Source organism: Variovorax trehalosi (assembly GCF_051216415.1).
Lineage (GTDB): Bacteria > Pseudomonadota > Gammaproteobacteria > Burkholderiales > Burkholderiaceae_C > Variovorax.
On sequence record NZ_JBPJZG010000004.1, the window covers coordinates 345,565 to 358,627 of the forward strand.

Annotated in this window: 13 protein-coding genes; 7 read left to right on the plus strand and 6 right to left on the minus strand. The window is 67.6% G+C overall.

The genetic code is table 11. The features are described 5' to 3' along the window. Positions 1 to 47 precede the first annotated feature (47 nt). Positions 48 to 851 carry an enoyl-CoA hydratase-related protein gene (locus ACSFA7_RS17235; protein WP_435500502.1) on the minus strand — a complete coding sequence of 268 codons (804 nt, stop codon included), beginning with the start codon at positions 849 to 851 and terminating at the stop codon, positions 48 to 50. A gap of 32 nt (positions 852 to 883) precedes the next feature. Further along, the gene (locus ACSFA7_RS17240; RefSeq protein WP_435500503.1) at positions 884 to 1,207 is read right to left on the minus strand and encodes a DUF2917 domain-containing protein; all 324 of its coding nucleotides are present in this window, start codon (positions 1,205 to 1,207) and stop codon (positions 884 to 886) included. Positions 1,208 to 1,289: 82 nt separating this feature from the next. On the opposite strand from ACSFA7_RS17240, the gene ACSFA7_RS17245 reads away from it, so the two are divergent. Next, the gene (locus tag ACSFA7_RS17245) at positions 1,290 to 2,225 is read left to right on the plus strand and encodes a LysR substrate-binding domain-containing protein (RefSeq protein WP_435500504.1); all 936 of its coding nucleotides are present in this window, start codon (positions 1,290 to 1,292) and stop codon (positions 2,223 to 2,225) included. Between the two features lie 25 nt (positions 2,226 to 2,250). Here ACSFA7_RS17245 and ACSFA7_RS17250 read toward each other — a convergent pair whose 3' ends face one another. Then, positions 2,251 to 2,817, minus strand: coding sequence for a fasciclin domain-containing protein (locus ACSFA7_RS17250; protein ID WP_435500505.1), 567 nt, complete (start codon positions 2,815 to 2,817; stop codon positions 2,251 to 2,253). A 413-nt stretch (positions 2,818 to 3,230) separates the two neighbouring features. On the opposite strand from ACSFA7_RS17250, the gene ACSFA7_RS17255 reads away from it, so the two are divergent. Together ACSFA7_RS17255 and ACSFA7_RS17260 are read left to right on the plus strand one after the other, a co-directional pair. Continuing rightward, positions 3,231 to 3,458: a hypothetical protein gene (locus ACSFA7_RS17255; RefSeq protein WP_206176883.1), complete on the plus strand. Its 228-nt coding sequence runs from the start codon at positions 3,231 to 3,233 to the stop codon at positions 3,456 to 3,458. Positions 3,459 to 3,462: 4 nt separating this feature from the next. Continuing rightward, positions 3,463 to 4,242 (plus strand): hypothetical protein, encoded by a 780-nt coding sequence (locus tag ACSFA7_RS17260; protein ID WP_435500506.1) that lies wholly within the window; start codon positions 3,463 to 3,465, stop codon positions 4,240 to 4,242. Between the two features lie 27 nt (positions 4,243 to 4,269). On the opposite strand, the gene ACSFA7_RS17265 is transcribed toward ACSFA7_RS17260, so the two are convergent. Further along, the gene (locus ACSFA7_RS17265) at positions 4,270 to 5,535 is read right to left on the minus strand and encodes an MFS transporter (RefSeq protein WP_435500507.1); all 1,266 of its coding nucleotides are present in this window, start codon (positions 5,533 to 5,535) and stop codon (positions 4,270 to 4,272) included. A 128-nt stretch (positions 5,536 to 5,663) separates the two neighbouring features. Next, a complete protein-coding gene (locus ACSFA7_RS17270) occupies positions 5,664 to 7,838 on the minus strand; it encodes a malate synthase G (protein WP_435500508.1) in 2,175 nt (724 codons plus the stop codon). Positions 7,839 to 8,083: 245 nt separating this feature from the next. On the opposite strand from ACSFA7_RS17270, the gene hisC reads away from it, so the two are divergent. Next, a complete protein-coding gene (gene hisC, locus ACSFA7_RS17275) occupies positions 8,084 to 9,061 on the plus strand; it encodes a histidinol-phosphate transaminase (protein WP_435500509.1) in 978 nt (325 codons plus the stop codon). A gap of 39 nt (positions 9,062 to 9,100) precedes the next feature. Further along, on the plus strand, positions 9,101 to 10,069 hold the full coding sequence (locus ACSFA7_RS17280) for a Bug family tripartite tricarboxylate transporter substrate binding protein (RefSeq protein ID WP_435500510.1): 969 nt from the start codon (positions 9,101 to 9,103) through the stop codon (positions 10,067 to 10,069). A 3-nt stretch (positions 10,070 to 10,072) separates the two neighbouring features. On the opposite strand, the gene ACSFA7_RS17285 is transcribed toward ACSFA7_RS17280, so the two are convergent. Then, positions 10,073 to 10,813, minus strand: a complete 741-nt coding sequence (locus ACSFA7_RS17285) for an IclR family transcriptional regulator (RefSeq protein WP_435500511.1) — start codon at positions 10,811 to 10,813, stop codon at positions 10,073 to 10,075. A 119-nt stretch (positions 10,814 to 10,932) separates the two neighbouring features. Between ACSFA7_RS17285 and ACSFA7_RS17290 the strand changes: the two genes are divergently transcribed. Together ACSFA7_RS17290 and ACSFA7_RS17295 are read left to right on the plus strand one after the other, a co-directional pair. Next, entirely contained in the window at positions 10,933 to 11,868 is a 936-nt protein-coding gene (locus ACSFA7_RS17290; RefSeq protein ID WP_435500512.1) for a hydroxymethylglutaryl-CoA lyase, read from the plus strand. Then, positions 11,861 to 13,051, plus strand: coding sequence for a CaiB/BaiF CoA transferase family protein (locus ACSFA7_RS17295; protein ID WP_435500513.1), 1,191 nt, complete (start codon positions 11,861 to 11,863; stop codon positions 13,049 to 13,051). Before ACSFA7_RS17290 ends, ACSFA7_RS17295 begins: the two co-directional genes overlap by 8 nt. Positions 13,052 to 13,063: the final 12 nt, after the last annotated feature.

The following is a 13,063-nucleotide window of genomic DNA, read 5'->3' on the forward strand; positions in this document are numbered from 1 at the left end:
TTCTCCCGCAGCCCCATGACAGGCGCCAGTGCCGGCGTGTCGGGATGTCAGCGGCTCTCGAAATCGGGCGACCGCTTCTGCAGGAACGCGCTCACGCCTTCGCGGAAGGTCGGGCGATCGATCAGCTCGCGCTGGCGTTCGCTTTCGTAGTGCAGCTGTTCCTTCAGCGTGTGGCGCTCGGAGGCCTCGAAGGCTTCGCGCGCCTCGATCACCGCATGCGCGGGCAGGCGTGCGAGGCGCTGCGCGATGGCGCGTGCATCGTCCATCAGCTGCTCGTCGTCGGCGCATGCCCAGATCAGGCCCCACTGCACCGCGCGGCCGGCGCTCAGGCGTTCGTCGAGCAATGCCATGCCCATCGCGCGCGCCTTGCCGGCACGCCGCGGAATGGCCCAGGTGCAGCCCAGGTCCGGCACGATGCCGAGCTTCGGGAGAAAGGGCAGATAGAAGTACGCGCTGCGTGCGGCGATTGTCACGTCGGCCGCGAGCGCCAGCCCAACGCCCGCACCGGCCGCCGGCCCGTTCACTGCGGCGACCACAGGAACAGGCAGCGTGCGCAGCGTCTCGATCAGCGGATTGCTCAGCGACTGCATCCATTCGGCCGTCTGCGTGCCGAGCGACTTGCCTTCTTCGCCGGGCGCCATCGCGCTCAGGTCGGCGCCGACGCAGAAGGCCTTGCCCGCGCCCGTGAGGATCACGGCGCGCACCGCACGGTCGTTGCGGATGCGCTCCAGCGTGTCGCGCAATTCGACCTGCAGTCCGTGCGCGATGGGATTCAGCTTGGCCGGCAGGTTCAGCGTGAGCGTCGCGATGCCGTCGGCCAGTTCATAGAGGATCAGTGCTTGGGAGTCCATGGCATCGAGGTTCGATGCCGATGGCACCGGGGTCAAGCCGGGGACAACCCGTGGGGCCGAAGTCGCCAAGGCGACCACCCGCGTGCCGGCCGCGCAAGGGGCATCGCAGCGGGCTGCGCGTCCGACACGGTGATGCACGACGCGGTCAGCGCCGACACCAGGATGCGCCGGTGCTCGGTGCCGTCGAAACGGTCGCCGGCCTCGAGCACGATGTCGCGCGGATCGCGGTCCAGCGTGACCCAGACGGTGCCGCTGCGGCATTCGATGCCCACGCCCGCGCCATCGGGTACGGAAAAGACGGCGCGCGTCGGCAGGCTGACGTGGAAGCGGGAAGACGTATTCGGTTGGGTGCTCATGGCAAGCTCCATTGCATTCAGGATACGAATGAATATAGTGAGTCGATCCCCTCCTTACACGCGGTCATTCGGAACTCGTTGCATGCCTGTAGAGAATGCGAAAGCCCCCAGAACCCAGAGCGGCGAACTCCCGCCGCTGGATTTGCTGCGCAGTTTCGAGGCCGCCGCGCGCCAGCTCAGCTTCACGCTGGCCGCCGGTGAACTGCACCTCACGCAGTCGGCAGTGAGCCGGCAGATCCAGCAGCTCGAAGCCAGCCTGGGCGTGCTGCTGTTCGAGCGCCGCCATCGCGCCCTGGCGCTCACCGAGGCCGGCGGCGTGCTGCAACGCGCTGTCACCGACAGCCTGGAGCGGCTGCGCGACGCCACGGCCCGCGTGCGCGCCAGCGCCGCGCCGCGGCAGGTGGCGATCACCTGCACGCCGGGCTTCGCATCGCTCTGGCTCATTCCGAAACTGGCGCGCTTCACCGGCACGCATCCGCAGGTCGACGTGCGCCTGTCGGCCACGCTCGACGTGCTCGATCTGGACGTGAGCCGCCTCGATCTCGCGGTGCGCTTCGCGCCCATCGCCCGCGGTGTCGGGCCGGCGCTGTTCGAGGAGTCGGTGATCCCGCTGTGCGCGCCGCAGGTCGCCGCTTCGCTGCGGGAGCTGTCGGACTTTTCCGGGCTCACGCTGCTCACCATCGAATACCCGGACCACAGCGAAGCCCCGACCGCCGACTGGGAGCCGTGGCTCAAGGTGATGGGGCTGGAAGACCTGCGCGTGAAGAGCACGCTGCGCTTCACGCAGTACGCCGATGCGGTGGCCGCCGCGGTGGCGGGGCAGGGCGTGGTGATCGGGCGCTTGCCGTTGCTGGGCGAGCTGGTGCGCGACGGCCGGCTCGTGGCACCGCTCGGCGAGGGCGCGGCATCGCACCGTGGCTACTTCATCGAGATGTCGAAGCGCGCCGCGGGCAACCGCGACGCGCAGGACTTCGCGCAGTGGCTGCGCGACGAAGCCGAGGCTGCGCAGCGCGCCTGAGGAAGGCTCGCTGCTTCGAAGGCGATCAGCCCGGCAGCAGCACCTTGTTCACGACGTGGATCACGCCGTTCGACTGGTACACGTTGGCGATCGTCACGGTCGCCGTGCCGCCCTTGGCATCGGTCACCAGCACGTTGCTGCCGCTCATCGTGGCCGTGAGCGCGCCGCCGCTCGCGGTCTTCAGCACGGCCTTGCCGCCGCCTGCGTTGATCGCGTTCATGAGCGCCGGGACGTCCATCCTGCCGGGCACCACGTGGTAGGTCAGGACCTTGGTCAGCGTGGGCTTGTTCTCGGGCTTGAGCAGCGTGTCGACCGTGCCGGCCGGAAGCGCGGCGAAGGCGGCGTTGGTCGGTGCGAACACGGTGAACGGGCCCGGGCTCTTGAGCGTGCCGACCAGGTCCGCGGCCTTGACGGCGGCGACCAGCGTCGTGTGGTCCTTGGAATTCACGGCGTTGTCGACGATGTCCTTGGTCGGGTACATCGCGGCACCGCCCACCATCGGATTCGACGTGCCACTGCCGCTCATGCCCATGCCGCCCGCGCAAGCGCCGAGCAGGACCGAAACGCCGAGTGCGATCACGAGTTTTTTCATGGAAGTCTCCTGGAAAGAAATGGTTGTCGAGGTTCTCTGTGGAAACCGCCAACAGCTCGGAGGCGCGATGCGCTTGAGATCAATACGGCGCGTCGATGCAACTGGATTCAGCGTGCGATATCGCGTTGGCCTTGCGTCGGCTTTGCGCCACAGCGTTGCAAGTGGCGCTTGCGCATCGCGCATGGGCTCGACAGAATCCGCCCTTCATTTTTCAGCAACAGTTTCTTTTCACCGCGCCTGGCGACTTGCTACCTCCCGGGCGACCAACCAACCCAATGAACCGTTTCCTGAACACCTGACCCGCACACCGACCGCCCCGGCCGGATGTGCATCCATGCATCCGCCCGAGGCCCATCGACAAAGGCCCCGCGCAGCCATTCGCCGGGGCCTTTTTGTTTTTGGAGTGTGCGCACATGAGTGCTCAACGAAAGGCCCGCGACGACGAGAAACGTCTGGGCCGGTTCTACTTTTCGGTGCCGTCCTCGGCACCTCGCAATCCCGTGGTGGCCGCAATGGCGCGCCGCGAATCCAGCCAGGGCGCCGGGCGCCACCTGCGCACGCACCGCGCGGAGAGGCGTGCGCAGAAGGTCGCGTTGCAGAAGGCTGCGCGCAGCGTGGGACGCGGGGGCGACGATGCGTGACGACATGGACAAGGTCATCGTCGAGCGGCCGCGCCGCGGCTGGCGCGTGCAAGGCGATGGGCGCGGTTTTCGCAACAGCCGCGATCGCGGCTCGCACCTGGGCATGAAGCGCGGTTACAGCCACCCGAAGGGGTTCAACGAAAACCTCGCGCCGCTCAAGCGCTGGCTGCACAAGCAGGTGCACCGACCTTGGGACAAGGTATATGCCGAACTCAACAGCGGCATCGACCGCCGCAGCACCGTGCAGGCGCACATCTTCCTGCACATCGACGATTTCGTGGAGCGCCGTGCCGAGCTGCGCGACGGCGAGGTGTGTGTTCCGCCGCATCGTTGGGGCACGCACCGCAGCGTGCCGCTGCGCGAGGCACCGAACGTCGAGCTGTTCGTGCATCCGGTCACCGGCATCCTGCTGCCCAACCGGCGACTGGCCGAGGCAAAGGCGGCGCGACGGGCTGCCCGCAAGACGTGGGCTGCTCAACGTGGCGACGAGCCCTGCGCGGCCTATCACGTGATCGACGAGACCACGCAATGGCATCGCGTCGATGGCTGCTGGTTCGAGGTCACGCTCGCGAAGTTTCCTGAGAGAGCGTGCGCAACGCAGGCGGAAGAGAAGCGCTACGACGTGCTGCGTCGTTGCCTCGTTACCCGCAGTGGCGCCGCCCAGCGTCCTGCGCCCGACCTGCCCACCCACCGTGCGATGTACGGCCGCAGCGACGTCTACGCGATCGGCAAGCGGCAACTGGGTCGCCGCGAAGTGCGGGCGCGTCTTGGCGACGACGCCTGAGCGATGTGTCCGCGGCCTTCCGCGCGCTCAGGGCGCGCGTGCAGGCACTGGCGCGCGTGGCAGGAAGGCAAACGCGATCGTGCCCGCGGCCAGCATCCCCGCCACGGTAAGAAACACCGCGCGGAACGGCTCGACGCCATGCGCCACGCCCCATGATGCGGCCACGCCCGTTGTCCATTGCATCAGCGAGACCCCGAGGAACATCGCCATGTTCATCAGCGCCATCGCGCGCCCCGTCATGGCCGCGGGGTAGCCGTTCTTGGTGTACGCGTACTGCAGCACGCTGTAGCCCGAGATGAGTCCGTAGACGATCGGCAAACCGATGTCGATCACGCGCGAATGCGTGAATGCCATCGCGCCGAACATCAACGCGCCTGCGGAGGCGCAGCCCATCATCCAGCGCGTGCGTCGCGCGGGCCCCGGGTCCAGGCGGCCGAACAGCGCGGGGCTGATCATGCCGGTGACGGTCATCACCAGCGCCACGTTCCCGCTGGCGACGAGCGAGAAGCCATGCCGCTCGTGCAGCACCGGCCCGAGCCACAGGCCGCGCAGTGTGATGAAGGCCGCATACGACACGCAGGCGAAGCAGAGCAGGCCCAGCGTGTGCGGCATCGCGAACAGCGGCAGCAATTCGCGCACGGCCTTCCGCAGCGATTGCCGCTCTGCCGGTGCGGACTGCGGTGCAGGGTCCACCGCACGCGCCGGTTCGCGCACGCGCCAGAAGATGACGATCCACGACAGCACCGCGAACGCGGCCAGCACCGTGTAGCCGGCGCGCCATGACGCGGCCTCGATCAGCAGCGCCAGCGGCGTGCCGGTGAAGAGAATGCCCATGCCCGCGAGGCTCATCACGAGCCCCGACATCGCGGTGAAGCGCGAGGCATCGAAATGCCGCGCGATGAACACCGTGCACGCGAGGAACGCTGGCGCGCAGCCGACGCCGATCAACGCCTGCCCGACCAGCAGCATGTGAAAGCTCGACGCCACCGCGCACAACGCAGCGCCCGCGATGGCCAGCGGAAACGCGGTGAGCACCGTGCGTCGCACGCCGAACATGTCGATCGACACGCCCATCGCGAGTTGCATGATCCCGAACATGAAATGAAAGGTGCCCGCCCATGTGCCCAGTTGCTGGGGCGAGAGGCCGAAGTGGCTGCTCAACGGCGTGGCCATCATGGCGCCGACGGTGCGGAAGGCCTGGCTTAGAGCGAATGCACTGGCGAGTGCCACGAGCATGGCGGCCGCGGAGGTCGACCAGCGCGGCGGGAGCGGCGAGGCCGCGTTCGTGTTCATCGGGAGGGGAAGGCTGAAAGAAGAAGAGAGCGGCATGAATGCTAATGGCATGCCGCCCTCCATGCAGAACGGCGCCCGAAGGCGCCGTTCGTTCGCTCAAGCCCAGCGCAGTGCCGGGTGTACGCCGATCAGGCCTCGCCCTTGACCTTCAAACGCCATGCATGCAGCAGCGGTTCGGTGTAGCCGCTCGGCTGCTCGATGCCCTTGAACACCAGGTCCTGCGCCGCCTTGTACGCGGCCGAAGTCGTGAAGTTGCCGGCCATCGGCTGGTAGAGCGCGTCGCCCGCGTTCTGCTCGTCGACCACCTTGGCCATGCGCTGGAAGGTCTCGTCGACCTGCGCCTTGGTCACCACGCCGTGCAGCAGCCAGTTGGCGATGTGCTGGCTCGAGATGCGCAGCGTCGCGCGGTCTTCCATGAGGCCCACGTTGTGGATGTCGGGCACCTTGGAGCAGCCCACGCCCTGGTCGATCCAGCGCACCACGTAGCCGAGGATGCCCTGCACGTTGTTGTCGATTTCCTGCTGGCGCTCTTCGGCGGTCCACTTGGCTTCGGCCGCGATCGGCACCTGCAGCAGCGCATTCAGGATGTTGTCGCGTTCGGCGTCCGCGTCGATCTTTTCCAGCTCCTGCTGCACCGCGGTCACGCTCACCTGGTGGTAGTGCAGCGCGTGCAGCGTGGCGGCGGTGGGCGATGGCACCCAGGCGGTGTTGGCGCCGGCCTTGGGATGGCCGATCTTCTGCTCGAGCATCGCGGCCATGAGATCAGGCATGGCCCACATGCCCTTGCCGATCTGCGCCTTGCCACGCAGGCCGCACGAGAGGCCGACCAGCACGTTGTTCTTTTCATAGGCGCCGATCCACGCGCTGGACTTCATGTCGCCCTTGCGGATCATCGGGCCGCCCTGCATGGCGGTGTGCATCTCGTCGCCGGTGCGGTCGAGGAAACCGGTGTTGATGAAGGCCACGCGCGCGGCTGCTTCGGCGATGCAGGCCTTCAGGTTCACGCTGGTGCGGCGCTCCTCATCCATGATGCCGAGCTTCACCGTGTTGGCGGGCAGGCCGAGCAGTTGCTCGACGCGGCCGAACAGTTCGCTCGCGAAGGCCACTTCAGCGGGGCCGTGCATCTTGGGCTTCACGATGTAGATGCTGCCGGTGCGCGAGTTGCCCTTGCGCTTGAGGTCGATGGTGGCGATGGTGGTGGTCACCACGGCATCGAGGATGCCTTCCGGAATCTCCTTGCCGCCGGCGTACAGGATGGCCGGGTTGGTCATCAGGTGGCCTACATTGCGCAGGAACATGAGCGAGCGGCCGTGCAGCTTCACGGGCTTGCCATCGGCGCCGGTGTATTCGCGGTCGGCGTTCAGGCCGCGCGTGAAGGTCTTGCCGCCTTTGGCGACTTCTTCCGTCAGCGTGCCCTCGACGATGCCCAGCCAGTTCGAATACGCGACCACCTTGTCGGCCGCGTCGACCACGGCCACCGAGTCTTCCAGGTCCAGGATGGTCGAGAGCGCGGCTTCGAGCACGAGGTCGCTCACGCCGGCCGCATCGCTCTTGCCGATAGCAGTGCTGCGGTCGATGCGGATGTCGAGGTGGATGCCGTTGTGCTTGAGCAGCACGGACGACGGGGCCGACGCATCGCCCTGGTAGCCGATGAATTGCGCGGGGTCAGCCAGGCCGGTGCTGCTGCTCTGCAGCGCGACGACGAGCTTGCCGTCCTTCACGCTGTAGCCGGTCGCCATCTTGTGCGAGCCGTTGGCCAGCGGTGCAGCCTGGTCGAGCACGTTGCGCGCGAATTCGATGACCTTGGTGCCGCGCACGGGGTTGTAGCCCTTGCCCTTCTCGGCACCGCCGGTTTCAGGGATGGCATCGGTGCCATAGAGCGCGTCGTACAGCGAGCCCCAGCGCGCGTTGGCGGCATTGAGCGCGTAGCGCGCGTTCAGGATCGGCACCACCAACTGCGGGCCGGCCTGCAGCGCGAGCTCGGAGTCGACGTTGGCGGTCGTGGCCTTCGCGCCCTTGGGCTGCGGCAGCAGGTAGCCGATCTTCTCGAGGAAGGCGCGGTAGGCCGGCATGTCGGCGATCGGGCCGGGGTTCTTCTTGTGCCAGGCGTCGAGCTCGCTCTGCAGGCGGTCGCGCTCGGCGAGCAGTGCGATGTTCTTGGGCGCGAGGTCGCTCACGATGGCGTCGAAGCCCTTCCAGAAGACATCGCTGGCCACGCCGGTGGCGGGCAGGACCTTTTCTTCGATGAAGCGGTGGAGCTCGGTCGCAACCTGGAGTCCGTGGGCGGTGGTGCGGGCGGTCATGTTTTCTCTCCTGGAAATCGAAATACGGCGGAATACGGAATCGAAAGACGTGGGTGTCGCAATGACGTAGGTCAACTTTATTCGATACTTTACGAGGGAGTAAGAGCCGAAACTGAGATTTATCAATGACAAAAATGAGGGTAATGACTCTGCGGTGCCGCTTTTCACTCAAAGGGTAGGCACTGATAGAGGCGCCGCGGTCGCGGGATATATTTAACTTCTTAAATAATCCCGACCCTGCCGAAATGATCCTCCTGGCTTCCAACGAAAACCCGCTCGGCATGCCCGAGTCGGCCCGCCGCGCCGCCGCTGCCGCCCTCGAAGGCGCGGGCAATTACCCCGACAGCAACGGCACCGCGCTCAAGAATGCGCTGGCCGCCCGGCTCGACGTGTCGCCCGAGTGGCTCACGCTGGGCAGCGGATCGAGCGAGATACTCACCCTCGCGGCGCAGGTGACTCTGAAGCCGGGCGAGAACGTCGTCTATTCGCAGTACGGCTTCGTCGTCTATGCGGCGGCCACGAAAGACGCCCATGCGCGCGCCACCGTCGTGCCCTCGCAAGATTTCGGCCACGACCTCGACGCGATGCGCGCCGCCATCGCCGACGACACGAAGCTGGTCTTCGTCGCCAACCCGAACAACCCCACGGGCACCTTCATCGATGCTGCGCCGCTGCGCGACTTCCTGCAATCGGTGCCTGCGCATGTGACGGTGTTGCTCGACGAGGCCTACACCGAGTACCTCTCGCCTGCGCAGCGCTACGACAGCATCGAATGGGTGCGGCGGCTGCCGAACCTGATCGTGGCGCGCACCTTCTCCAAGGCCTTCGGCCTGGCGGGCTTGCGCATCGGCTACGGCGTGTCGCAGCCGCCGCTGACGTCGCGCATGAATGCGCAGCGCCCGCGTTTCAACGTGACGACGCCGGCCCAGGCCGCGGCGGTGGCCGCGCTCGGCGACACGGAATTCCTCGCGCGCACTTACGAACTGAACACCGCCGGACGCGACCAGCTCGCTGCGGGCTTCACCGAACTGGGCCTCACGTACATCCCTTCATCGGGCAACTTCCTGATGGTGCAGGTGGGCGATGCCCAGGCCGTGCATGCGCGGCTTCTGGCCGCCGGCATCGAGGTTTCGCTGCTCGGGCCGTACGGTCTGCCGCAGTGGCTGCGCGTGAGCGTCGGTCTTCCCGAACAGAACAGGGCCGTGCTCGCCACGCTGCGCTGATCAGCCGCCTCTCAAGACAACCCCCGAGGAGACAGAAGCATGAAACGCCGCCAGTTCGCAGCGCAGGCCGCTGCCGTCATTGCCGCCGCGGCCACCGCGCCGATGGCCTTCGCGCAGGAGCGCACGACGCGCATCCTGATCGGATTTCCGCCGGGAGGCTCGGCGGACGTGGTGGCGCGGCTCCTGGCCGACAAGATGCGCGTCTCGCTCGGGCAGAACGTCATCATCGACAACAAGCCCGGCGCGGCGGGGCGTCTCGCGCTGGCCGAGCTCAAGCGCTCGCCGCCCGACGGCAGCGTGCTGATCTTCTCGCCGAGCGGCGCGATGGTGATTCATCCGTGGCTCTATGCGAACCTCGGCTACGACCCGGCGAAGGACTTCACGCCGATCGCGCTCGGCAGCACCTTCGACTTCGCAGTGACTGCCGGCCCGGGCGCGCCGCCCGGCGACCTGAAGACGGTGCTGACCTGGATGAAGGCCAACCCCGCCAAGGCCAACTACGCGACCTCGGGCGCGGGCACGGTGCCGCACTTCGCGGGCCAGTTGCTGGCGCAGGCGGCGGGCGTGCCGATGACGCATGTCGCCTACCGCGGCGGTGCACCGGCCGCGCAGGACCTGATCGGCGGGCAGGTGCCGCTGATGGTCGACACGGCCTCCGAGACCATCGAGCATCACCGCGCCGGCAAGGTGCGCATCCTCGCGGTGACGGGCGAGCAGCGCAGCCGCGCGCTGCCCGATGTGCCGACGCTGAAGGAGGCGGGCATCAACGTGACGGCCGATGCGTTCTTCGGGCTCTACGGCCCGCCGGGCATGTCGCCCGAAGTGGTCGCGCGCATCGACAAGGCCGTGGCCGATGCGCTGCGCATGCCCGACGTGCAGGACCGGATCTATGCGCTGGGGCTCGTGCCTGCGCATGCGGGGCCGGCTGAACTTGCCGCGATCCAGGCGGCGCATTTGAAGCGCTGGGAAATGCCGATCAAGAACTCGGGGTTCAAGGCCGAGTCCTGAACTTCAGACCTGTCCGCTGAGCTCCCTCGCCGCCGCGCGCACGGGCTCGATGTAGCCCTCGTCGTAGCGGTGCGTGGGCATCGTCAGCGTGACTGCCGCGGCAAGGCTGCCGTCTGCATGGAACACCGGCGCCGAGATGCCCGCAAGTTCCGCCGTGCGGTCGCCCACCAGCGCGCAGTAGCCCTGCGCGCGGATCGCGTCGTAGAGCTTGCGCTCCTTCGCGCCGCGCGGCCGCTCGGCCTCGGGCCCGAAGGCGATCAGCACGCGCGCACCGGCGCCGCGGTCGTTGGGCAACAAGTCGCCCGCGCGCACGTGGTCGCGCACCACATGCGATGAATCGATGCGGAACTGGCACAGGCGCACCCAGCTCTCGCCCTGTTCCTGCCGTACGTGGTATGCCGCGCTTTCGCCGGTGGCGGCGACCAGCGCGCGCAGCACCGGCAGCACGATGCGGTCGAGCGACTGCGATGCGGCGTACAGGCCGTGCAGCCGCGCGATCTCCATGCCGAGCGCGTAGCGGCCGTCGTCCTGCCGGCGGATCAGCCGCGCATGTTCGAGCGATGCCAGGAGCCGCAGCACCGTGCTCTTGTAGAGCTGCGTGCGCTCGGCGAACTGCGCGAGTGACAGCGCCTCGTCGCCCGCCCGAAACGCCGACAGAAGGCTCAGCGCGCGATCGACCGCGGCAGCGCCGCCGGGGGCGGCATTGAGGTCGGAAACCGATTCGGTCTGGGCTTTGCGCGGCATGGGCGTGACTTGACAGGGAAAGTCGATCGACGGTCTAATTCTGTTTAACGGAATTTAGTTCTGCAAGATAGAACTGTCAAGCGATCCATCTTCACGATCGCTCCAAGGAGACGAAGTCGATGACACCCCCCGATGTCCTCATCAGCGAGGTCGGCCCGCGCGACGGCCTGCAATCGGTCAAGGCCACCATGCCCACGGCAGACAAGCTGCGCTGGATCGACGCGCTCTACGCCGCCGGCGTGCGCGAGATCGAGGTCGCCTCGTTCGTGCCGGTGAAGCTGTTGCCGCAGATGGCCGACGCCGCCGAGGTCGTGCGCCATGCCATCACGCTGCCCGGCCTCACCGTGATGGCGCTGGTGCCCAACCGCAAGGGCGCCGAGGCCGCGCTGGAAGCGGGCGTGCACAAGCTCACGATGCCGGTGTCGGCGAGCGTGGCGCATTCGCTGGCCAACGTGCGCAAGACCCCCACCGAGATGGTCGAGGAGGTGCGCGCCATCTCCGACCTGCGCCGCGCGATCGCGCCGCAGGTGAAGCTCGAAGCCGGCATCTCCACCGCGTTCGGCTGCACGCTGCAGGGGTTGGTGCCGGAGGACGACGTGATCCGCCTCGCCGCGCAGTGCATCGAAGCCGGCGCCGAGGAAGCGGGTCTTTCCGACACCGTGGGCTACGCCAATCCGGCGCAAGTGCGTCGTCTCTTCAAGCGGCTGCGCGCCGAAATCGGCCGGCACGCCGGCGCGGCCCACATGCACAACACGCGCGGCCTGGGCATCGCGAACTGCTTGGCCGCGTGGGACGAGGGCGTGCGCACCTTCGACGCCTCGCTCGGCGGCCTCGGCGGTTGCCCGTACGCGCCCGGCGCCTCGGGCAATGCCGTGACCGAAGACCTTGTCTTCATGTTCGAAGCCATGGGCGTTCGCACCGGCATCGACATCCAGAAACTCATCGCGGCGCGCGCGCCGCTCATGGCCGGCCTGCCCGGCGAACCGGTCTACGGCATGACGCCCGAGGCCGGTTTGCCCAAGGGTTTTGTCCAGGAATACAACGCACATGTCTGAAGCCAATCCACTCCCTTACGCAGGCGTTCGCGTCGTCGAGTTCACCCACATGGTCATGGGCCCGACCTGCGGCCTGCTTTTGGCCGACCTCGGCGCCGAGGTCATCAAGGTCGAGCCCATCGAGGGCGACAACACGCGCCGCCTGCTCGGCTCGGGCTCGGGGTTCTTTCCGACCTTCAACCGCAACAAGAAGAGCATCGCGCTCGACCTGAAGCAGCCCGAAGGCGTGGAGGCCGCGCTGCGCCTGATCGCCACCGCCGACATCGTGAGCGAGAACTTCAAGCCCGGCACGATGAAGAAGCTGGGGCTCGACTACGAGACGCTCAGCAAGCTCAACCCGCGCCTTATCTACGTGAGCCACAAGGGTTTCCTGCCCGGCCCGTACGACCATCGCACTGCCCTCGACGAGGTGGTGCAGATGATGGGCGGCCTCGCCTACATGACTGGCCGCTCGGGCGACCCGCTGCGCGCGGGCACCAGCGTGAACGACATCATGGGCGGCATGTTCGGCGCCATCGGCGCGATGGCCGCGCTGCGCCAGCGCGACGCCACGGGCAAGGGCTGCGAGGTGCAGGCCGCGCTGTTCGAGAACAACGTGTTCCTCGTCGCGCAGCACATGATGCAGTTCGCCGCCACCGGCAAGGCGGCCGACCCGATGCCCAGCCGCATCTCGGCCTGGGCCGTGTACGACGTGTTCACGGTGAAAGACGGCGAGCAGATCTTCCTTGCAGCCGTCAGCGACAAGCAGTGGGCCATTTTCTGCAAGGCCTTCGGCCTGGAGGACATGCTGGCCGACCCGCGCCTGAAGACCAACAACGACCGCGTACGCGCGCGCGATTGGATGATGCCGATCCTGCGCTCGCACCTCGCGGACCGCAGCGCGGCCGAGCTCGCCGCGGTGTTCGAGCAGAACGAGCTGCCCTTCGCGCCCATCACCAAGCCGCAGGAACTGTTCGACGATCCGCACCTGAATGCCACGGGCGGCCTCGCGCCTGTGCGCATGAACGACGGGCACATGGCCAAGGTGCCGCTCGCGCCGTTCACGCTGGGCGGCCAGCGCCCGGGCATCCGGCTGCAGCCGCCGCACATCGGCGAGCACAGCAACGAGCTGCTGAAAGAAGTGGGCTACGGCGACGCGGAGATCGCGGCGCTCAGGGCCGGTGGCGTCACTGCGGGCGACTGACCCCGGGGGCGG